General features: G+C 39.2%; 18 protein-coding genes and 1 tRNA gene. 10 read left to right on the top strand and 9 right to left on the bottom strand.

The annotated features are described in order from the left end of the window. Positions 1 to 24: 24 nt before the first annotated feature. From QUD05_RS07065 to rnc, 3 genes are all read left to right on the top strand, one after another. Entirely contained in the window at positions 25 to 633 is a 609-nt protein-coding gene (locus QUD05_RS07065) for a hypothetical protein (protein WP_289795448.1), read from the top strand. A 142-nt stretch (positions 634 to 775) separates the two neighbouring features. Further along, the gene (locus tag QUD05_RS07060) at positions 776 to 1,141 is read left to right on the top strand and encodes an acyl carrier protein (RefSeq protein ID WP_289795447.1); all 366 of its coding nucleotides are present in this window, start codon (positions 776 to 778) and stop codon (positions 1,139 to 1,141) included. 212 nt (positions 1,142 to 1,353) lie between these two features. Then, on the top strand, positions 1,354 to 2,040 hold the full coding sequence (gene rnc, locus QUD05_RS07055) for a ribonuclease III (protein WP_289795446.1): 687 nt from the start codon (positions 1,354 to 1,356) through the stop codon (positions 2,038 to 2,040). Positions 2,041 to 2,190: 150 nt separating this feature from the next. Here the strand turns inward: rnc and ftsH2 are convergent, their stop codons facing one another. From ftsH2 to QUD05_RS07015, 8 genes are all read right to left on the bottom strand, one after another. After that, a complete protein-coding gene (gene ftsH2, locus QUD05_RS07050) occupies positions 2,191 to 4,077 on the bottom strand; it encodes an ATP-dependent zinc metalloprotease FtsH2 (RefSeq protein WP_289795445.1) in 1,887 nt (628 codons plus the stop codon). A 406-nt stretch (positions 4,078 to 4,483) separates the two neighbouring features. Then, positions 4,484 to 4,978, bottom strand: coding sequence for a hypothetical protein (locus tag QUD05_RS07045; RefSeq protein ID WP_289795444.1), 495 nt, complete (start codon positions 4,976 to 4,978; stop codon positions 4,484 to 4,486). Positions 4,979 to 5,201: 223 nt separating this feature from the next. Then, positions 5,202 to 6,647, bottom strand: a complete 1,446-nt coding sequence (gltX, locus tag QUD05_RS07040) for a glutamate--tRNA ligase (protein ID WP_289795443.1) — start codon at positions 6,645 to 6,647, stop codon at positions 5,202 to 5,204. Between the two features lie 134 nt (positions 6,648 to 6,781). Continuing rightward, a tRNA-Asp gene (locus QUD05_RS07035) sits at positions 6,782 to 6,855 on the bottom strand. Between the two features lie 110 nt (positions 6,856 to 6,965). Continuing rightward, complete coding sequence (locus QUD05_RS07030; RefSeq protein ID WP_289795442.1) at positions 6,966 to 8,492, bottom strand: serine/threonine protein kinase; 1,527 nt, start codon at positions 8,490 to 8,492, stop codon at positions 6,966 to 6,968. A gap of 101 nt (positions 8,493 to 8,593) precedes the next feature. After that, positions 8,594 to 10,192 (bottom strand): serine/threonine protein kinase, encoded by a 1,599-nt coding sequence (locus QUD05_RS07025; protein ID WP_289799904.1) that lies wholly within the window; start codon positions 10,190 to 10,192, stop codon positions 8,594 to 8,596. Positions 10,193 to 10,565: 373 nt separating this feature from the next. Beyond that, entirely contained in the window at positions 10,566 to 11,750 is a 1,185-nt protein-coding gene (locus QUD05_RS07020; RefSeq protein WP_289795441.1) for an esterase-like activity of phytase family protein, read from the bottom strand. A 214-nt stretch (positions 11,751 to 11,964) separates the two neighbouring features. Further along, a complete protein-coding gene (locus QUD05_RS07015; RefSeq protein WP_289795440.1) occupies positions 11,965 to 13,425 on the bottom strand; it encodes a TM0106 family RecB-like putative nuclease in 1,461 nt (486 codons plus the stop codon). Positions 13,426 to 13,720: 295 nt separating this feature from the next. Here QUD05_RS07015 and QUD05_RS07010 point away from each other — a divergent pair, with 295 nt between their 5' ends. The 3 genes from QUD05_RS07010 to QUD05_RS07000 all read left to right on the top strand — a co-directional run bounded on the left by QUD05_RS07010 (position 13,721) and on the right by QUD05_RS07000 (position 16,637). Then, positions 13,721 to 14,182: an HIT family protein gene (locus tag QUD05_RS07010; protein ID WP_289795439.1), complete on the top strand. Its 462-nt coding sequence runs from the start codon at positions 13,721 to 13,723 to the stop codon at positions 14,180 to 14,182. Between the two features lie 103 nt (positions 14,183 to 14,285). Beyond that, positions 14,286 to 15,473: an aminotransferase class V-fold PLP-dependent enzyme gene (locus QUD05_RS07005; protein ID WP_289795438.1), complete on the top strand. Its 1,188-nt coding sequence runs from the start codon at positions 14,286 to 14,288 to the stop codon at positions 15,471 to 15,473. A 72-nt stretch (positions 15,474 to 15,545) separates the two neighbouring features. Then, complete coding sequence (locus tag QUD05_RS07000; RefSeq protein ID WP_289795437.1) at positions 15,546 to 16,637, top strand: glycosyltransferase family protein; 1,092 nt, start codon at positions 15,546 to 15,548, stop codon at positions 16,635 to 16,637. A 6-nt stretch (positions 16,638 to 16,643) separates the two neighbouring features. Here QUD05_RS07000 and QUD05_RS06995 read toward each other — a convergent pair whose 3' ends face one another. Then, positions 16,644 to 17,390 (bottom strand): class I SAM-dependent methyltransferase, encoded by a 747-nt coding sequence (locus tag QUD05_RS06995; protein ID WP_289795436.1) that lies wholly within the window; start codon positions 17,388 to 17,390, stop codon positions 16,644 to 16,646. Between the two features lie 318 nt (positions 17,391 to 17,708). Here QUD05_RS06995 and QUD05_RS06990 point away from each other — a divergent pair, with 318 nt between their 5' ends. The 4 genes from QUD05_RS06990 to QUD05_RS06975 all read left to right on the top strand — a co-directional run bounded on the left by QUD05_RS06990 (position 17,709) and on the right by QUD05_RS06975 (position 20,476). Next, positions 17,709 to 18,122 carry a secondary thiamine-phosphate synthase enzyme YjbQ gene (locus QUD05_RS06990; RefSeq protein ID WP_289795435.1) on the top strand — a complete coding sequence of 138 codons (414 nt, stop codon included), beginning with the start codon at positions 17,709 to 17,711 and terminating at the stop codon, positions 18,120 to 18,122. Positions 18,123 to 18,406: 284 nt separating this feature from the next. Continuing rightward, positions 18,407 to 19,156 carry a hypothetical protein gene (locus QUD05_RS06985; RefSeq protein ID WP_289795434.1) on the top strand — a complete coding sequence of 250 codons (750 nt, stop codon included), beginning with the start codon at positions 18,407 to 18,409 and terminating at the stop codon, positions 19,154 to 19,156. A gap of 32 nt (positions 19,157 to 19,188) precedes the next feature. Beyond that, positions 19,189 to 19,977 (top strand): Nif3-like dinuclear metal center hexameric protein, encoded by a 789-nt coding sequence (locus QUD05_RS06980; protein WP_289795433.1) that lies wholly within the window; start codon positions 19,189 to 19,191, stop codon positions 19,975 to 19,977. A 280-nt stretch (positions 19,978 to 20,257) separates the two neighbouring features. Then, positions 20,258 to 20,476: a hypothetical protein gene (locus QUD05_RS06975; RefSeq protein WP_094350459.1), complete on the top strand. Its 219-nt coding sequence runs from the start codon at positions 20,258 to 20,260 to the stop codon at positions 20,474 to 20,476. The last annotated feature ends 46 nt before the right edge of the window (positions 20,477 to 20,522 follow it).

Raw genomic sequence — 20,522 nt, 5'->3', positions numbered from 1 at the left:
TCATAAGACAAAGGATTAAGTTTTATGGCTTATAGTGATTTTAAACTTATTGAAGTTATCGATTCTTTTGGGTTGGTTATCCACGAATCATCTGGACTATTTGCAAATGTCCAGGAGCAAGAATGTAGTGATTTATTATCTACTATTCTTAGGGAAAATGTTGATTTAGCTGTAGCGATAAGTTCGGAAAAAGCTCGAAGTGAAATGATAATAAGTCCAATTCTATTAGAAATTAGACGTAAATTTAATTATGAAATCAGCTTTTTTTCGGGAGTTGATTTTACTGTTGATAGCCAGCGAGGATTAAACGGCTTTTGTGATTTTATTTTGAGTCTTTCTTCGGAGCAGTTGCTTGTACGTAGTCCGGTGATTGTCTTAGTAGAAAGTAAAAATGAGAATTTGAGGTCTGGTTTAGCCCAATGTATTGCCGAAATGGTAGCTGCTCAGTTATTTAACGAAAGAGGTGGAAATCAAATAAAAGCTATATATGGTGCTGTTACTATCGGCACTATCTGGCAATTTCTCAAGCTTGAAGGTAATGTAGTTTCGATTGACTTGAGTGAATATTATATTAAGGATATTAAAAGAATTTTGGGTATTTTGTATGGTGCGATCGCGCAAAGTAAGCCGTAAATTATTTATTGTATAGAATATTATTCTAATAAATAAATGCTGATTTTGAGGTAATACGATAGATGATTATTAAAATTGATAAATTGCACACGATAATTTTTAGGTTAAACTAGACTTTTATTTAGTAAAATTATCTAAATATATGAAAATACCGGACAAGCAGGATAACAAAGTTGAATTATCACATGAAGAGATTTTGAAAAGAGTTGAGAAAGTAATATTGGAAACCTTATCAATACAGTATGAAGATATAAATCTAGATGATAGTATTTTTTTAGGACAAGAATATGATCATGTCACTACAGTTTATGGCTCTGTTTTAGATTTTAGCCAATGTTCCTATCCAGAAAATTCGCTTGGAATGAAACCTCTAGATGGAGTAGAGCTATCAATGGCTTTGGAGGAAGAATTTGACATTGAAATTCCCGATGAAGAATTCGATGGCAAAGCATCTATGACTATTAAGGAGCTTGTTGACTTTATTTCTTTAAAACTGGGCAGTGCGTAGCCTTAAACTTTCCCAGTCCCTCATGGTACGAAAAAAGATATATTGAACTGAGTTAGATATACGGGCTGCCTAAAATAGCTTTGATAAACCTAGATTTATACTCAAATAGATTTTACCAAGACACCGCTATTTGAGTTTTTTTCATATTTTATGATAATACTATTAGTAAAGTTGGCTAACAGTCAATTTCTACAATATAAAATAAGGTAAAAATGCACAGAATTTTGATTTTCAAAAATGAAAAACTTCTGCGACAAGCACTTACCCACCGTTCTTATGTCCATGAAAACCCTGGAGAAGGCGAACATAATGAACGCTTAGAATTCCTCGGTGATGCTTTGCTGAATTTTTTAAGTGGCGAATATCTCTATGGTCGTCATGCAGAAATGGGAGAAGATGAATTAACCCGGCGGCGTTCGGCGTTGGTGGATGAGAAACAATTAGCAAAGTTCGCCGAGGAGGTAGGTTTAGACTTTAGGATGCGGTTAGGAAAAGGCGCAATTCGAGATGGAGGCTACCAAAATCCTAATTTGCTCAGTAGTACCTTTGAGGCAGTTCTTGGTGCTTACTATTTAGATAATGATTCTAATATTGAAACAGTTCGCGCAATTATAGAACCACTATTTGATTCTGTAGATCCTAAGCATATAATTTTGTCTCGTTCTAATGTAGACTCAAAAAATCGCTTTCAAGAATGGGTGCAACGTAATGTTACTCCAAATCCCCCTAAATATTTTACAGAACAAGTAGGAGGCCCTTCTCACGCGCCTGAATTTATCGCCAAAGTATTAGTAGATGAAAAAATTTACGGAGAAGGCAAGGGACGGAATAAGAAAGACGCAGAAAAAGCTGCTGCTGAAGATGCGCTAGATAAGTTGAAAATACAAGCTTTATTGTAGAGTTTATGCGTTTAGAAATTTTGATAATTTTAAAATTAGAAGCTTTTTAACACTGAAAAACTGCAAAAAAAGAGGGTGGCGTATACCATCCTCATTTTATTTTTTGTTACTTTACTCATTCCCAGATAGTAGCCAGAAAAGAGTCAACTATTACAGTTGCGGTACATACTGTTGCTTCTCCGGTACTTCAGCGTACTCAGCTACAATCTGGCGGAATTCTTCGCCGTCAATGGTTTCTTTTTCGATGAGCAAATCTACTAAGCGATCGGTGACAGTGCGATGGTCACGGATGATATTCTTAGCATTGTCGTAGCACTGCTCAACAATTTCTCTAACTTGAGCATCAATGCGAGAAGCAATGGATTCGGAATACTCAGATCGGGTTGTCCAATCACGACCCAAGAATACTTCTCCCTGCTGGCTTTCTAACGACAGTGGCCCTAAGTCCGACATCCCGAACCGAGTCACCATCTGCCGGGCCATTCCCGATAGTTGCTGCAAGTCTCCACCAGCGCCAGTTGTGACTTCCGCAGCCCCAAAAATCACCTCTTCAGCGGCGCGACCACCCAAAGCACCAGTAATTCTGGCTTTCAACTGAGAACGAGAAATTAATCCCTGTTCTTCGTTGGGTGTAAACCAAGTTAAACCCTGTGCTTGTCCACGTGGGATAAGTGTAACTTTTTGCACTGGGTCATGGTCTTTTAACAAAGTCCCCACTAAGGCGTGTCCAATTTCGTGGTAGGCAATTAAGCGCTTGCTCTTGCTGTCCACCAAAGGAGTACCTTCCATCCCTGCAACTACACGATCCACCGCATCATCAATTTCGCGGAGAGTGATAGCTTCTTTACGTCTTCTCGCAGTGAGAATTGCTGCTTCGTTGAGTAAGTTGGCTAAGTCAGCACCAGTGAATCCAGGAGTGCGGCGAGCGATCGCATCTAAAGATACGCTAGTGTCTAGTTTCTTGTTCCGCGCATGGACTTGCAAGATTTCCAAACGCCCTTTGATATCGGGTGCATCGACTGTTACTTGGCGGTCAAAGCGACCGGGACGCAATAAGGCTGAGTCTAGTACATCGGGACGGTTGGTGGCAGCAATAATAATGATGCCTGTGTTACCTTCAAACCCGTCCATTTCGGTGAGCAATTGGTTGAGGGTTTGCTCTCTCTCGTCGTTACCGCCACCGATACCAGCACCCCGTTGGCGTCCAACGGCGTCGATTTCATCGATGAAGATGATACAGGGGGCGTTGTCTTTAGCTTTCTTGAACAAATCGCGGACGCGGGATGCACCCACACCAACGAACATTTCTACAAATTCCGAACCGGAAATACTGAAGAAAGGTACACCTGCTTCACCTGCGATCGCTTTTGCTAGTAAAGTTTTACCAGTTCCAGGAGGCCCAACTAACAGCACTCCCTTGGGAATCCGTGCGCCTACAGCGGTAAATCTTTCTGGCTGCTTCAGGAAGGTGACAACTTCTTGCAATTCTTCCTTAGCTTCTTCAATCCCAGCTACATCATCAAATTTGACGCCGGTTTTCGCCTCCATTTGGAAACGCGCTTTCGATTTGCCGAAGTTCATTGCTTGACCTGGCCCGCCGGGAAGGTTGCTAGAACGCCGGAACAAAAAGAATAACCCAGTAATCAATAAAACTGGAAAGATGAGATTGCCCAACAATCCCCAAATTGCGCCATCATTCCGCATGGGGTGAGCATCAAAACTAATTGATTTTTCTTTGAGCTTGCTAATTAACTCAGGAGCGTTAATAGGCAAATCCACACGCCACCTTTGGACATGATTTTCCAGGTCTGGATCGCGGGCTTCTATAATTGCTGTCCTACCGCCTTCATACAGATCCACACTGCTGACGCGATCGCCATCCAAGTATTCTAGAAAGCGACCATAAGTCATGCGGGTATTAGCTGTATTCTTACTCATGTCGGCAGGAGCGCCTGCAAAGGCCCCTTGCCAGAAGAAAAAGCCAATTACCAAAGCTGGCAACGTCCAGAGTGCTACGACTTTCCAAGAGAATTTCATTTTAATTTGCCTCTAGATGCCTATACAACTCGTTAGCTCTAGTAACCGAATGTTCATCACTCTGTCACTTTAAGCTGTTAAACGGATGTTTATAAATCCATTTTGTTTAATTTGATCTCTTACATGCACTGTCATAAGGCAGTTAGAGCATTATGGCGATGCCAACAAGAATCTTAATCAAAGTTAACTTAATTTTAATACAATATCGCACGAGAAAAGGGAGCGCAACGAGATGCAAAGACAGAGAGAATTTCTCCAGAATGCTCCTCATATCGTCCAAGCCGCTCTCAATAATGATTCTGGGGGAGTGAGCGAGATGAGGAAGAAGGGGAGAAGTTACAGTAAGTTTTTCTTTTCCCCCCTGCTCCTCTGCCCCTCCGCACCTCTGCTTCTTGTGCCCAATCCCCTACTTTACTTCTGTAATTTTTAGAGTGTAAGGAAGATACTTGCCCTTTTCGTAGGAACCAACCCAAATTTGGTAACTTCCAGGTAGCCATTCACCAACAATGCCAGCATTTTTGCCATCAAAGTCGTCATTGCACCAAGTACCACCGGGCCCTTTGATAATTATGGTGGTGTCTTCAGGACTTTGCACTTGCAACTTTAGGTAGTCAAATTTACTTGTTAACGCTAATGTGTGGTCTGGTGTTTCATCCACAAATCCGGTACAAGGGCCGGTGGCTGTTTCGCTTCTCCCACCTACTTGACTCCCAGATATTGAACCACCACTCATCCCGCGAACTGTCAGGGGGTCTGGCGAAAACTGAGGGCTAAGGGTGACATCTCCAAATATCGTTGGCGCTTCCTGAGCATCAACCGCAGCATTAACTGTCGATATGATGAAGAGCGTAACTATCATAAACGATAATCTCATCCCTCTATTGAGCGCTGTTGTCGGCATTGTAATTACGTTTGCTTCTAAGTGTTTTTGAAGACATTAATTTTACACACCAAGTTCCCAACATGAGGAGAATTGACTACCTATTTTAGATGTGAAATTGGGGATAATTCATTAGTAATTAGTCAATTATTTCTTGTTCCCATAGTTGCTTTACCTTATGGATAAGGGCACACGTTTGTGCGCCCCTAAAATCTGAAATATTTCTAAAATCTGGAAGTAATCGCTACTTAGCTTCCGTCATAGCCCGACTCAAGCGCGGTTTATCTAAACCAATCTGATTTAGTAGTAACCAAGATTGGATCAAGTCGGGGCCATGAACATCTCCAGTTAAAGCTGCTCGGAGCGATCGCATCACTAAGCCTTTTTTGACTTTTTGTTCTTTCACAACTTGTTTAATAATCTCCTGGGCGGCGGCTTCTGACAGTTGCGGCTGATTGTCTAAAGCTGTGACAATCGCTTCAAGAACAGCCGCCGAGCCTTCTTGCTTCAGTTGTGTACTGCTTTCCTCGCTAAATTCAACTCTGTCGCTAAAAAACAATTGGCCTTGAGCTACTCCATCTACCAAGCGAGTCAAACTCTGACTAATTAAAGTTACTAACTGTTCTAACCAGGGGCGATCGCGTCCACCATCAAATTTATAGCCAGCTGCTTCCCAAAAGGGGATGAGTAAATCTGTGAGTTTATCTACTGGCGTTTTGTGAATATATTGACTGTTCAACCAATCCAGCTTGTCCCAGTCAAACTTTGCACCTGCTTTATTTACACGCTCAAAGCCAAATTCTTTAGCAGCTGATTCTAAGGTAAATATTTCTTGCGTCGAGTCTGGTGGCGACCAACCCAGCAATGTCATGTAATTTACCAAACCTTCAGCAGTAAAGCCCATTTTCTGGAAGTCAGAAATGGAAGTGACGCCATCTCGCTTAGAAAGCTTGCGCCCTTCCATATTCAAAATTAATGGCGTATGGGAAAACTCTGGGATTTTTGCACCCATTGCTTCATACAGCAGAATTTGCTTGGCGGTGTTGGCGATGTGGTCTTCTCCCCGGATGACATGGGTGATTTGCATATCAATGTCATCCACTACAACGACAAAGTTGTATAAAGGTTGACCGCTACCCTCTTCTGAAGCGCGGGCGATGACCATATCACCACCTAAATCGCTACCTCGCCAAGACATCTTTCCCCTTACTAGATCGTTCCAGACAATTTCCCGCCCATCTTCGATTTTGAAGCGAATCACAAAGGAGCGACCTTCGGCTTCAAAGGCGGCGCGTTGTTCTGGGGTGAGGTTGCGGTGACGGTTGTCATAGCGAGGTGCTTCGCCTCTGGCTTTTTGAGCTTCTCGGAGCGCCTCTAGTTCTTCGGAAGTAGTGTAGCAGCGATAGGCTAATCCTTGAGCTAGCAGTTTTTCTACTGCTTCTTTATAAAGATCCAGGCGTTGGGATTGGAAAAATGGCCCTTCATCCCAGTTCAGTCCTAGCCAGCGCAATCCTTCAAGAATATTGTCGGTGTATTCGGGACGCGATCGCTCTAAATCTGTATCTTCTATTCGCAGTATAAATTTACCGCCGTGGTGACGGGCAAATAACCAGTTGAATACAGCGGTTCTAGCTGTACCAATATGTAAATTTCCGGTTGGACTCGGCGCAATACGGACTCTAACAGTCACAGTTAATTCTCTCTTTCGCGAAGCATGATAAATGTAGCTTATATTTAAACTTTGAATTCTGAGTCAACCTCTTTGGGTAATTCAAAATCCAATATCACCTAAGTTAGGTGATTTGCTACTCATAATTTTTAGAACGGGACTGACGGGGCTCGAACCCGCAGCTTCCGCCTTGACAGGGCGGTGCTCTAACCAATTGAACTACAATCCCTTGTTTGGCAACTTTGCTATTATCACTATTTTTTCTTTACTTGTCAAGTGTTTCGGAGTTAGGAATTAGGAATTATTTTTATTACGTATTTCACAGGTGCGAATTATACGTTAAAAAGACCGTGATAATACAACTTGTGGCTCTGATTCCAGATGTTGCAACATTCTGGATTGCATTTGTTTATACTGCTGCTTCAATAGCTGTTTGCTCAATTGGGGTTGAGAAACTGGCGGTAGACGATGACTCTGTTGCACCCAAGTTTTCAACATTTGCCGCTGAGTTGGCTCAATGCGACTGCTGAGAACCTTTATACAAGAATGTGGTGCTTCCAGAGTAAAGAAAATCAAAGGATATTGTTCATTTTCGGACAGAAGACCTACCATCTTAAGATTTTGAGTATTTTGCATATCTAAGTAGCAGGGTAGCCACTTAGGAGCCAATTGCCGATTGTAGAGTACAGTTACCCACAACAGCATCGGATGAGGGGATGTCACAAAGACAAACTGGTTATAACGGGTAGAAACCGCATAATTTTTGATTTCTTGTTTAGACAACATTAACCATAGCGCTGTTATAGAGCCTTGTGGGGTGTCTAGAAGCTGGGGAAAAACAATTTCTTGAATTGGTTTATTTGGAGGCCACAAAAGTTGCCGATAGCTTTGTTCTACTGTGATTGGCAATGGGGAATTTAAGGGGCGGCTAAGAACGGAGTTAGAGGCAAAATTTGTAGGTAAACTGTGACAATTAGACTGTTCTAAACTATTTAAAACTTGTAAAATTTCAGCGATATTTTGAGGGCGATCGCTTACTTTTTTAGCCAGACAAGCCATAATTAAATTATTGAGTTTTTGAGGTATTTTAAGAGTAGGTTTAACATCTGCGATCGTTTTTGGTGCTTCAAAGTGATGTGCTTTATACCAAGCACCAAAGTAATCAGTTTCCGGTTGCCAAGGTTTTTTGCCTGTAAGCATTTCAAACATCATCACGCCCAGGCTATAAATATCAGAACGACTATCTAGTTTTTCCCCATCTAGCTGTTCTGGAGAACAGTAGGGTAAAGTGCCGTTAAATCCGCTACTTGTACTAGCTGTTGATGTATAATTCAAAAATCTGGCAATACCAAAATCGAGAATTTTAACTAACTGACCCAATATCGGATCGGGAATAACTAATATATTGGCAGGCTTGATATCTCGATGAACCAACGGACAAATTTTGCCATCAATATTAATCCCTTGATGGGCACACTGTAAGCCCAAACAAATTTGGCGAACGAGAGTCAAAAACATGGGCAGAGATAGCGGAATTAAATCCTTTAAACTCTTGCCACATAGATATTCCATGACATAGTATGGTTTTCCTTTCTCATTCACACCATAATCATAAGCCCGCACTATATGTACGCTCTTTTGACTCAAGGCTGCACTCATTAAAGCTTCACGAGCAAAGTCTTGTTGCATCTTAGTATTAGCAACAGTTTGAGTCAAAAACTTGATAGCAACTGGTATACCTCCTAACAAAACATCATTCGCTAAAAAAACTTCACCCATGCCACCGCTGCCAATTAATTGCTTGAGTTGATAACGATTGGCAAGTAAGCCCGTACTACTTGGAGATGTAAATGGGCTTTGATTCACTTTGTTCACCTCTGATGCTGAGTCCATTTAAAGTTAGCAATAAACACATAAAAATCTTGTTAGTTAATGGTGGCAAGCATTTTGATTTTGTTAGCAGAATTTCAACGAGGTAATAGCATTTTCAAAAACATTTCCAAAAATTTATTCATCCAAGTTTTTAAAACTTCTGTCTCAGATTTTTGATGTGTGGCTAAGTTTCGTAATATATCTAACTTCAGCTTTTCGTACTCTGTTTTTAGAATATTTTTGGCTTGACTAGGCAAAATTAATTCATTTGACTGTTGACTAGTATCTAACCAATCTACAAGTTGTTGACGCTGTTTAGCTGTGAGATTTAAAGTCGTTACATGAGAGCAATGAGTTGGATCTTCTAAGGGAAAAAATAGTAAATGATAGTAGCCTACTTCTGCTAAACTACGCGCTATATTTTGACTCTTATTATCTTTTAGATCCAGAAAATAAGGTAGCCACTTAGTTGTAGAAGGTTGAGCGTCATATAGTACTGTTACCCAAAGTAGCATCGGGTACACATTCATTTTACTAATAAATTCAGTACTATGTATTTTATCCAAAAATTTTGCAATCTCTTGTTTGGGCAACATTGCCCAAAAAGTTGGTATAGGTCTTTGAGGAGTCTGTAGTAAATGGGGAAATCCAATTGGCGCAATTGGTTTATTTTTAGGCCAATTTTTCTGCAAACACTCTTTTTCTGATAGTAAAGTTGCAGGTACTAATTGAACTGGAAGTGATACTTTAATAATGTCGGTACTGTTACTATAAATAACATTATTAACTTGAGCATTAACTTTTTCTAAATCTTCTAATATTTGGTTGATATTCTGAGGGCGATCGCTGACTTCTTTAGCTAAACAACTCATCAATATTTTTTCTAATATTTCTGGTATTTTAACTTGCGGATTTACTTCTTCAACTGTAGGTGGCATTTGAAAGCGATGGGCTTGATACCAAGTACCAAAGGAGTTACTTTTTGTTTGAAATGGGTGTTTTCCTGTCAGCATCTCAAACATTAATACTCCCAAACTATAAATATCAGAGCGGACATCTAGCAGTTTACGCCCTTCCATGTGTTCTGGAGAACAGTAAGGCAAACTGCCAATAAAAGAATCTGTTAGGGTCATCCCGCTTCGCTCTGTTAAAAACTTGGCAATACCAAAATCTAGTATTTTAACAATTTCACCTTTTTTAGTATCTTCAGCAATAAATATATTTTCTGGTTTAATATCTCTGTGAACAATAGGATAAATTTCTCCTTTAAGACTGATACCTTGGTGGGCACATTGTAAACCCAAACAAATTTGATTACAAATTTCTAAAAACTTCGATATTGTTAAGGGCTGAATTTTCAGAATTTGTTTGAGATTTTTTCCTTGCAGGTATTCCATTACATAAAATGGAGTTTTATCCTCAGTAACTCCATAACTTAAAATGCGAACGATATGTTTACTTTTGCGACCCAATTGAGCGCCAATAAAAATCTCTCTGGCAAAACGTTGAGACATTTGTTGGTTTGACAAACTAAGTGATAGGATTTTGATTGCGATCGGCATACCGCCTTTAGCAGTATCTTCTGCTAGATAAACTCTACCCATACCCCCTTTGCCAATCAAATCTCTGATTAAATAGCGATTGTTTAAAAAGTGTCCGATGTAATCGTCTAATTCTGCTTTTTGCCCTACCATACTCTCACTTTTATTTTCTGGCATAAAAATCATTTATAAAAAATGTTATTGGCAAAATACTTTAATTCAGTCTAGCTAATTATTAAATTTAAATCTCAGAAATATCTGAACTTTGAGAAAATTAATTATATGCTGTAAATATGCTTAAGCTGTGTGCAAAAGCTGCTAAACATTGTGTAACATATTTATTAAGGAGTACGGTTGAGAAATTACACGTAAACTATAAATAAGCTAGATAAAGTTACTTAGTAGATTCCGTGAATACACAGGAATAATCAAAAATAACTAAATAGAAGTCAAGCTGCGATATCTACGATGGTCACTGAGCTTTGCCGAAGTCGGGCTACGCCTACGCACTTTTATTTCTATACGGTTAAAGGTTAAAATTTGGGATGAAACGGCGTAATAATCTAATAAGTGGATTTTCAATTTTAATTTTAAAGGCCAGTATTTGGGTGCGTTGCAGGGAGTTAAAATTGTTATCACTGATAATAATTAATGATTGTTGACCATCCGGTAGTTTTGGTCCAAGAGTTAAGCCTTCGATGTTGTCTAGCAGTACATCTAATTTTCTCAAATCTAACAGCAGTTTTTTCTTAACAGGTTTAATATTTTTGGAGTCAACTGCTAAAAGGCTATCAATATTATGAATATCATCAGCTTCTTCTAAAGAAATCTGAAATAAGGAAATCGCAAATCCTAAACCAGTAAAAGACCTTTCTAAACTTAAGAAGTGTCCTTGATTATCGAGAGCAAGTAAATCAGGTAATCCACTAGCAAATTTGCCAATCAGATTCAAAAATGGTGCAACTGGTTCAGTTTGGTAAAGAAATTCCTTTTCTGACTGGTTGTTGAGCAAGTTGTATTGCAAAATTCGGCAAGGGCTACCGATATTAGGTTTAGCTGCAACACCATCTTGAATTAGAGCATTTTCGGTGGCTGTGAATAGATGCTTATTATCGGGTGTAATTGTGAGGCTTTCAAAAGCCAAATTGTTGCGGATACCTTGTTGACTAGCTTTATCTGGTAAAAATTTATTTGGTATAGGGAGTGTTGCAATTTCTCTGCCAGAAGATAGCGAGAACTCTTTAATAAAAGGATTAATTAATTTTGCAGCATCGCCTTCAGAAGAAACAAATACGGTTGCTTTATTAGTTAATGCGATACCTTCTGTATCAGTTTCACTAGGTCGAAATGTTTGACCATTTTCATTTAATAATGTGGTAACGCTGACTGGAATAATTCCACCTTTTTGTAAGGAACCTTTACTAAAGTCGATTTTCAAGGTGTAGAAACGAGCAGCAGCTTTTTGTCCACGATCATCAGAGATAGCATAATAAAGGTTGTTTTTTGGATTATATGTAATTCCAGATAAACCTCCAACTTCAGTGTTTTGAAAGATTAGACTTTTTGGTAAGTTGGCTTCTCCGATAAATTCTATACTACTGACTTCAACACCATTTGACGGTAAGTTTGCGAATATGAAGCTAATAATTACAATTAAAATCAAAATGTAAAGAATTTTTGGAAATACGAAGATTTTTTTAATTATCTGCATAGTTTTTTTATTAGATAAGTATTTATAGAAACGTCCAAATTTACGTCTCTAAGAATAATATCAATTAAATAAAGAATTTGACAGATATAAGCCTGAAAATCCTTATAAAATAAAGCTTTTTTAATCTTGGGGAAAATCTGAGCAGATGTTTCCTTTACTCAGACTTTGCAAGACGAATTTTGAATTTGAAAACCTTTAGAAAATACGAAATTATTTAAGCTAGTCGTAAATCATATTCATCTTGAAAAAAGTTGACAAGCCAATCTTTGACTTTAAGGGTGGCGCGGCAGTCATCTTCATTGTAGCGTTGAATAATTTCCAGTAAGGTGCGATCGCCTGTTTCTAACCATTGATCGTACCAGTAAATACACTTGGCACCACTGGCTTCTTTATCACGCCACTCAAATCCTATCCAACGAGCGATCGCTTTCAAGGCATAGCTTTCTACGGGCAATGCTACACTTTGGGTTAATTGTTCATACACATCCACAAATCGATTCAGTACAGGACGCACTAAGGAGTGTGGAGTGCCGTAAAGTTTTGCCAACCGTTTGACTGTATCAAACTCGTAGACACAAAAATGATAAATAGGCGCTTCGGGATATTGCCAAACCAAATCCAAAAATTGCTGCCAAACTAATTCTTCGTCTTCTGGTTTGTCTGCTAAAAAAGAATAAAATTGTTCTGTATTAGCTTGTCTATTAACAACTAAAACTCCTAAGAGATAATCTAAATCTAAGTCTGGCTGGGCTTCAATATCAAAATAAAGCTCTATGGGCGCTGTGAATGTAATATCTTCTGTTGGTAGCGGGTAGGGTAAAATTAAAGGTCGTTTTTCTAGCACAGATTGAGCTTGCACTACCAATTTGGGCGCTACTTCGGTGTCAAAACCAAGTAGCTTTTCTAAGCTGCTGGGACTGGTGTTAGCAAGAGATTCCAGCGTGTTAATGTCTAAGGCTTGGAGTTGAGTGTAGCGCAGGGGTGTTACACCTGGTAGTAGTGAGAGATGTTTTTCAGATTGAGCGATCGCATAACATTCACTATACCAATGGCAAAAATTGCACTTTTGGCGAGAAATAAACACCTCTGGCGGATTCGGTGACTCTAAAACTTGAATAAATTCTTCTAGAATCTGCTGCATCCGTGGCATCCATTTAAACAGATCCACTGCATAATTTGTATTTTTACTTCGCAATATCAGCGAAGCTGTTTCAGGTGCAACTCCCTGCACTGTTGCCAAAACTTGGGCATGAAATGCAGCGACAACCTGATATTCTTGCTTAGGGCGCTTACCCAGTTCAATATTTGCCGGGACATAGATCCAATCTCCAAAATGGGATTGTCCTGGTTGTTTCACGAGTAAATCTGGACGACTTAGCAGAGTGTCTGCTTCGGAATAATTTGCTAACAGTACTCCTTTATAGATGTATTCAACCCCACGCTGCATCAATTCTAAAGTTGCCTTCTCTGCCTTTTCCCAGTTTCCATAAGAATAATCTGGTTGGTGATAAGTCATTTGTGCCAAAGCACTCAACTGATGAGCGATTTTGTCCTGTTGGAGTTTCCGTAGCAACTCATTGGGAGCATCGCGCTGACTTTTGTCACCGTGGATATCTAGAAAAGGTCGGCGTTTACAGCGTTGGTATTGCAGTAGGAGTTCAGCATTAATTAGCATCCTTTTAAGTTAACAAGAATTAGCATAATCTGGGAGTAACTATGACAATTAAAATCTGGAAGTGGCAATACCTTCTCTAAATTCGCGCAGTGTGTCGTAGACAGACGCTACGCGTAGCTTGCTTCCCCGTAGAGGTACAGTGGGCTACGCCAAGGTGTTCACGCTTAATTTGCCGTTTATTTTATACTGTCAACAGCTAGCTATTGGCGTAAACAGCATAAACGTTTGCTTTTCTCCTAAANNNCAACTGAGGGAGAGTAACAAAACCACGGTTTGTCCATTATTACAAGGGTACATGACAGAACAACATGAANNNCCGTGTCTCATCTGTGAGCGTGTCACACTCTGGAAAAACGGTCAGAATCCCTACTTTATCCACGAATTCGAGCATTCAATCTTTGTAATTGGCGATCATCAATTTCATCGCGGATATTCCCTAATCCTTCTAAAACAACATATTCGAGAGTTGCATGAACTTCCCCCAGGTATCCAGTCTGCCCTATTTCAAGAGGTGATGCTGGCAGGAAAAGCTCTTGTTAACGCTTTTAATCCCTGGAAAATGAATTATGCCTGTTATGGAAATGGTGAGCCACATATTCATTGGCATCTCTTCCCCCGTTACGAGTCCGATCCAGACCGCAAGGCTAATCCGTGGCATCATGTATCAGAGTTCAAACACCATTTGATTACTTCTCAAACAGCCCAAAATTTAGCACATAAAGTTACAGAACATTTATCGTTACTGATGACGAGATGAAATTTAGCAGCGAAGGCTTAAATTAATTTCATCGCTTTTACCATAAAGTGCAAATACTTTTGAATATCAATAACTTGCAAACAGCAGATATTCCTTGTGAATTATGACTAGTATTTCTACATCATCAATCAAGCTGCATCGAGAGCAATTTCCTGCTTTAGCGAACAAGGCTTATTTCAATTATGGGGGACAAGGGCCGATGCCCCAAAGGGCAATGGATGCGATCGCCCAAACTCAAGCTTATGTTCAGGAAATAGGTCCCTTTGGTAATGAGGCGTATAGCTGGATAGCGCCCCAGACTCAAGCTGCTAGAGTTGCGATCGCTTCGGAGTTAAATGCACCATCTGAAACAATTACTCTCACTCAAAATGTCACTGTTGGCTGTAATATCGCCATGTGGGGCATCGAATGGCGTGCTGGCGACCATCTCCTACTTTCAGACTGCGAACATCCAGGCGTGATTGCCACAGCCCAGGAAATTTCGCGAAGATTTGCTGTGGAAGTTACCACTTGTCCCCTAAAAGCGACTTTAAATGAGGGCGATCCAGTAGAAGTTATTGTCCAGCATTTGCGCCCGAATACCCGTCTAGTAATATTGAGTCATGTTTTCTGGAATACTGGTCAAGTTTTACCTCTTGATAAAATTGCCGAAGTATGCAGGAATAATCATTCTTTTTTACTGATAGATGCTGCCCAATCTGCTGGTTTATTGCCTTTAAACTTAACTGAATTGGGAGTAGATTTTTATGCTTTCACTGGTCACAAATGGTTATGTGGCCCAGCGGGTGCTGGTGGTTTGTATGTCCGCCCAGAAGCACGAGAAAGCCTGAAACCTACATTTATTGGCTTGAATGGCATTGTTGTAGATAGTCAATCTCAGCCTGTAGATTGGCTTCCAGATGGGCGACGATACGAAGTGTCTACATTAGCTTATCCGTTGTATCTTGGGTTAAAGGAAGCGATCACAATTCATCAGCAATGGGGAACGTCACAGGAACGTTATGAGCAAATTTGCCATAACAGTGAGTATCTCTGGCGACAATTGACAGCATTAGCCAATATTAAATGTTTGCGAACTTCCCCACCCGAAAGCGGTATAGTCTCCTTTCAACTTGAAAATAATCAACCTCAGACTCATTTGAAGTTGGTAAAATTTTTGGACTCACAAAGGATATTAACTCGGACAATTGCCGATCCTAGCTGTATACGCGTTACCGTTCATTACTTTACTTTAGAATCGGAAATCGACTTATTGATTGAGGCGATTCAAAATTTTTGCAAAAGTAATTAAAAGTTAGGAGTTAGAAGTCTGTAAATTATGATTTTAACTCCTAACTCCTAACTCCTAACTCCTAACTTAAAAATGGAACGCCCAATCTTATACTTAGCAATAACTAACCACGGCTTTGGTCATGCTACCCGCACGGCTTCTGTAGCTGCAACAATTCAAAAGTTATGTCCAGAAATTCTGCTAATTGTGGTAAGTACTGCCCCACGCTGGCTTCTAGAGTGCTATATAGAAGGCGATTTTATCTATCGTCCCCGTGCATTTGATTTGGGTGTGGTGCAAACAGATAGCTTGACAATGGATAAAGCAGCGACTTTAGAAAAATTGCTGGATATTAAGAAGCATCAAAATTCGCTGATTGCCTCAGAAGTGAATTTTATCCGTCAAAATCGCGTTAATCTCATTTTGGCAGATATTCCCTTCCTTGCTCCTGGGTTTGCTAAAGCGGCAAATATTCCCTGCTGGATGATGAGTAACTTTGGCTGGGACTTTATCTACCGGGATTGGGGAGGTGAATTTACCGCAGTTGCAGATTGGATTAGTGATTGGTATGCAAAGTGCGATCGCCTGTTTCGTCTCCCTTTCCACGAACCAATGCCAGCTTTTAATAATATCACAGATGTCGGCTTAACAGGCGGTTCCCCCCGTCACTCTGCTGATGATTTACGTTCTCTTTGGAGAATAACTGCACCAGTTGAAAAAACTATTTTGTTGACCTTTGGCGGGTTGGGTTTGCAGCAAATTCCTTATGATAACCTACAGCGATTTCCAGATTGGCAATTTATCGTATTCGATCAATCTGCCCCTGATTTACCTAATTTAGTGAAAATTAATGACCACAAATACCGCCCTGTAGATTTTATGTCTATTTGTGGGCGAGTTGTTTCTAAACCTGGTTATAGTACTTTTTCGGAAGCCACAATACTAGGATTACCAATTGTCACCATACCGCGTGAAGACTTTGCCGAAGCAACTTTTATAGTAGAAGGCATAGCTAATTATAATCAGCATCAAATCATCACCCCATCTGAGTTTTTTCAAGGGACTTGGAATTTTCTCCATGAGTTACCCCAACCTCCAAGGCAATCTCAACCAATTGCTAAGGATGGTAATGAAACTATAGCTCAAGCTGTTATCAATTATTGCCATACTAAAGATAGTAGATAATATTTCTCAGAAACTTTTCTGGTAAATATGAAACTTTGACAGTAAAAAGTTTTTCATAAGTTTTTTATTTCCTTCTATGCCAATCTGTTCAAATCCAGACTGCTCCATCAATTGTTTTGTTTTTTTGCTATCAAGAATTAACAAATAAACAGTTTCATCGCTGATTATTTCACCATTGTTTTCTCTGATCCATCTATACTGCTTCTTAACGCCTGTATCTGTTTTTGAAACTTTGACCTGATGGATTATGCCTCCTGGTAATTTGTCTACCTTATCTATATGCATACCTTGAGCGCTCAGAACCAATAGACCATTCATTTTGAGATGTTCGGCAACACGCCTTAATGCTATTACATTATTCTCAATACTATTAATATGACTACATAGTAAGTATTCATTGTCGGCATTTGTATCTAGAAAAAACCAAACGCCGCTATTTGAATAAGCTAGATCAAAACTCTCTTTCAGTTGCATGTTAAGAACATCAGATTCGACCAATTTAATTTTATTTCCCAGTCGTTTTTTTGCTAAATCTAACATTTGTTGAGAAATGTCAACTCCTGTAAAGTTACAATTCGGTTTTAGTTTTAAGACTCTTTCTGCTACTAGACCTGTACCTACTCCTATCTCTAGTATATTATTAGAGTCTCTAATTATAGGAAACAGAGATTTAACAACCTCATCGTGGTAGTCAGTGTAAATATATTGAAATAATAAATCATAATAGTTTGCTATGTCGGCGTATATTTTCATAAAAACCTCGTCACAGTAAGCACTTACAGCAAATAAATTTTATAGGTAGATATTAATTATACTGGACTTTAGACTAGTTCGCGGTACGAAGCGAGTGAGACAATCAAGAAAAAGTATTATTAAAGCTCGAATAGAATGGAGCGGAACAATTAGTTTTTTACAAATTTACTAAATATAGTTTTATACTATTTTTAGTAAACATTCTCGATGGGCACAATATTTGGATTGGATGACAATTTTAATAATAGTTGAGTAGTGTAGCGATCGCAATAACAATTTGTTTAATATACTTATCATACCTTAATTTCAGTATTCTACATGACTCACTACCAAAAGTTACTCAGAATTTCTACTACTGGCAAATCTTTTCAAAACATCACCGCAAAAATTGCAGCCACAGTTGTAGAATCGGGTGTTGAAACTGGTCTTTGTACTTTATTTTTGCGCCACACTTCAGCTAGTTTAGTAATCCAAGAAAATGCCGATCCTGATGTTCTTGTGGATCTAGCTAATTTTATGTCAAAACTCGTACCAGAATCAGGCAAATATATCCATGATGCAGAAGGAGCCGATGATATGCCAGCACATATTCGTACTGCACTCACCCACACTTCTGAACATATCCCCATTAATCGCGGACATTTAGTACTGGGAACTTGGCAGGGAATTTACATTTGGGAACATCGCCAGCACAGTCATTCCAGAGAATTGGTTGTTCACATTTCTGGATAGCCGATTCTCAAGTTTTATTGAAGGTGTGGTTTTGTAGAGTTTAAATACTCTGGTTATACTATCTACCTTTTGGATATAATCTCCTAAAATCACGGTGATATGCATTAAAAAATATCGCCTTGATAAATTTTTCATCACAATTATTGATGCAAAAGTAGCCAGATATGCATTAAATAGTTTGTGTATATTTGTAAATCAAAAAGTTAAGTTTATTTGTGATTATTAAATAATCCGCTTATGCCGATATAAACTAATATTTAGTGTCAGCTGTCTGGGCTATTACTATGAAGCAAGAACTAACACCAACTAATACTTTTCAAGTTATTGATGAAATCCTTGCCCAGCAGTCTGTTAATTTATTGTCACTTAGTCCCCAAAAAACATTAATTACCAGCTTTGCAGAATTGGGAAATTTGATTGCGGAACAAAATACCGACATTCAAATTATCACAACTATTGAAGAAACTCTCGAAAGCATAGTCTGTACTCAAATAAAAAATTTCCCAGAAAACATATTTTGGGATTTTGATTTTCTGGTAAATAGTATGCTTAGACAGGCTTTAAATGCAGATGAGGGTGCTATTCCTTTCTTAAAAGTTTTTGGTGAAAAGATGGTTTGTCTGACAGAAATGTTCGGAAATCACACGGAAATACGCTTCCGTTATGTTCATGATTTTATCTATGGATTTGACTGGGCAAGATGGGTACAAAAAGAACCGCAAAAACGCGCACATATAGAACCTTTTAGTCTGGTATTTTTGGATTATTTGCTCGTCAAAGGTAAGGAACTTTTACAACGTATTAATCATGGTCAGGTCGTATCTTATAAACTGTGTGAGACGGGCTACCGCAACCCCTTTACCTTTTCTCGTGAACCAGAAGATGAATACCGTCTGCTAACTTATCTTGCTGAAGAAGAACTTATTCCAGTAGCAGTATGGAACTGGAATGCTAGCCCTGTGTGGAACAAACCTTTCCAAGAAATGCGCCAGCAATTAGCATTAAAATTAAATATTCAACCTCAGAGACGCTGATTAGCAATTAAAAATTGCTGAAGAAAATAATTATGAAAATTGCTGATTTAATTACTTGGTTTGAAGAATGGGCGAATCCCGCTTGGTGTGAAAGTTGGGATAATTGTGGCTGGCAAATTGAACCAGGAGTTTTGCAGGAAAAAGCACGGGTTTTGGTGTGCTTGACACCGACTTTGGCGGTAATGGAGGAAGCGATCGCAGAAAATGCTAATCTAATATTCGCCCATCACCCCTTAATTTTTCATCCCCTCAAATCTTTACGCACTGGTGAAGCGATCGCTGAAATGGTACGGTCAGCTTTTACCCATAATATTGGTATTTACACTGCTCACACGAACTTTGACCAAGTGCAAGATGGGACTGCTGACGTTTTGGCTCAGATTTTAGAACTCAAAGAAGTTACCCCCATAGAACTTACACAAGGAGGATTAGGATATGGTCGTGTTGGTTTGCTAGAGCCATTTCTGACATTACAAGAATTACTCGCTACTATTCAAACCCGACTTGCTCCCCCTAATTTGATTTTTTCTCCAACTGCTGATTTACAGCAAACAATTTCACGAGTTGCCGTTTTGGGCGGTTCGGGGGCTAGTTACATTTCAGCCGTTGCCAAAACAGGCGCCCAAGCTTATCTAACTTCTGACTGTAAATTTCATCAGTTTCAAGAAAGCCGCGATTGCAATCTTATTTTAATTGATGCTGGACATTATGCTACCGAACGTCCGGCTTGCGATCGCTTGGTGCAAAAATTCCAGTCTTTAAATTTAGACTGGGTGCAATTAAGTCAAAAAGATGAAGATTTCCGCCAGTTTTTTGCTTGATTACTGATGCTTGATTGTATTTTGTGGATACTTGTCGAAAAAATTGATTGTTGTATTTTAATTTTGTTAAAAAGTTAGCTTTTCAACATTGATGTTGAAAATTCCTCTGCCCTTTTATTTCTGTATATTAATAGACGGAGTATCGAAAAATCATATTGTGATGTAAATCACTGATTGAGCGTAATACTAATCACACAGTATTAATGTTTCATATCAATTAGTAACAGAGAAAAATGTTTCACACTAGACCTAATGATTTGCTCACTCTGCCTTAATCAAGATGATTCGCACAATTATCGCATCTGCTTTCCAAACGGGATATCTTAGTGTTGAATCTGAGGGTTTACTCCAGCAGGTGCTAGCCACTAAATGTTATCAGCCAGAGGATTTGCCAGAACTCGCAGCCCTATACGATGCAGTCCGCGCAGGAAAAATTAAACGAGAAGCATCCTCGTCGAACGTACTTATAGAATTTCCTTTACCACATAAATCCTCCTGAGACTTCTAGAGTAGAATTTTCTCATGGTCTTTTCCCTCTACCTCTT

The organism is Nostoc sp. GT001, assembly GCF_030382115.1.
Taxonomy (GTDB): Bacteria; Cyanobacteriota; Cyanobacteriia; order Cyanobacteriales; family Nostocaceae; genus Nostoc.
This window is presented reverse-complemented; position numbering and strand designations above follow the sequence as displayed.

Excerpts from the sequence above, each read along its gene's own strand:
- QUD05_RS07065 (WP_289795448.1), top strand. The coding sequence starts at position 25 with ATGGCTTATAGTGATTTTAAACTTATTGAAGTTATCGATTCTTTTGGG.
- QUD05_RS07060 (WP_289795447.1), top strand. The coding sequence starts at position 776 with ATGAAAATACCGGACAAGCAGGATAACAAAGTTGAATTATCACATGAA.
- rnc (WP_289795446.1), top strand. The coding sequence starts at position 1,354 with ATGCACAGAATTTTGATTTTCAAAAATGAAAAACTTCTGCGACAAGCA.
- ftsH2 (WP_289795445.1), bottom strand. The coding sequence starts at position 4,077 with ATGAAATTCTCTTGGAAAGTCGTAGCACTCTGGACGTTGCCAGCTTTG.
- QUD05_RS07045 (WP_289795444.1), bottom strand. The coding sequence starts at position 4,978 with ATGCCGACAACAGCGCTCAATAGAGGGATGAGATTATCGTTTATGATA.
- QUD05_RS07025 (WP_289799904.1), bottom strand. The coding sequence starts at position 10,192 with ATGGTAGGGCAAAAAGCAGAATTAGACGATTACATCGGACACTTTTTA.
- QUD05_RS07020 (WP_289795441.1), bottom strand. The coding sequence starts at position 11,750 with ATGCAGATAATTAAAAAAATCTTCGTATTTCCAAAAATTCTTTACATT.
- QUD05_RS07015 (WP_289795440.1), bottom strand. The coding sequence starts at position 13,425 with ATGCTAATTAATGCTGAACTCCTACTGCAATACCAACGCTGTAAACGC.
- QUD05_RS07005 (WP_289795438.1), top strand. The coding sequence starts at position 14,286 with ATGACTAGTATTTCTACATCATCAATCAAGCTGCATCGAGAGCAATTT.
- QUD05_RS07000 (WP_289795437.1), top strand. The coding sequence starts at position 15,546 with ATGGAACGCCCAATCTTATACTTAGCAATAACTAACCACGGCTTTGGT.
- QUD05_RS06995 (WP_289795436.1), bottom strand. The coding sequence starts at position 17,390 with ATGAAAATATACGCCGACATAGCAAACTATTATGATTTATTATTTCAA.
- QUD05_RS06990 (WP_289795435.1), top strand. The coding sequence starts at position 17,709 with ATGACTCACTACCAAAAGTTACTCAGAATTTCTACTACTGGCAAATCT.
- QUD05_RS06985 (WP_289795434.1), top strand. The coding sequence starts at position 18,407 with ATGAAGCAAGAACTAACACCAACTAATACTTTTCAAGTTATTGATGAA.
- QUD05_RS06980 (WP_289795433.1), top strand. The coding sequence starts at position 19,189 with ATGAAAATTGCTGATTTAATTACTTGGTTTGAAGAATGGGCGAATCCC.
- QUD05_RS06975 (WP_094350459.1), top strand. The coding sequence starts at position 20,258 with ATGATTCGCACAATTATCGCATCTGCTTTCCAAACGGGATATCTTAGT.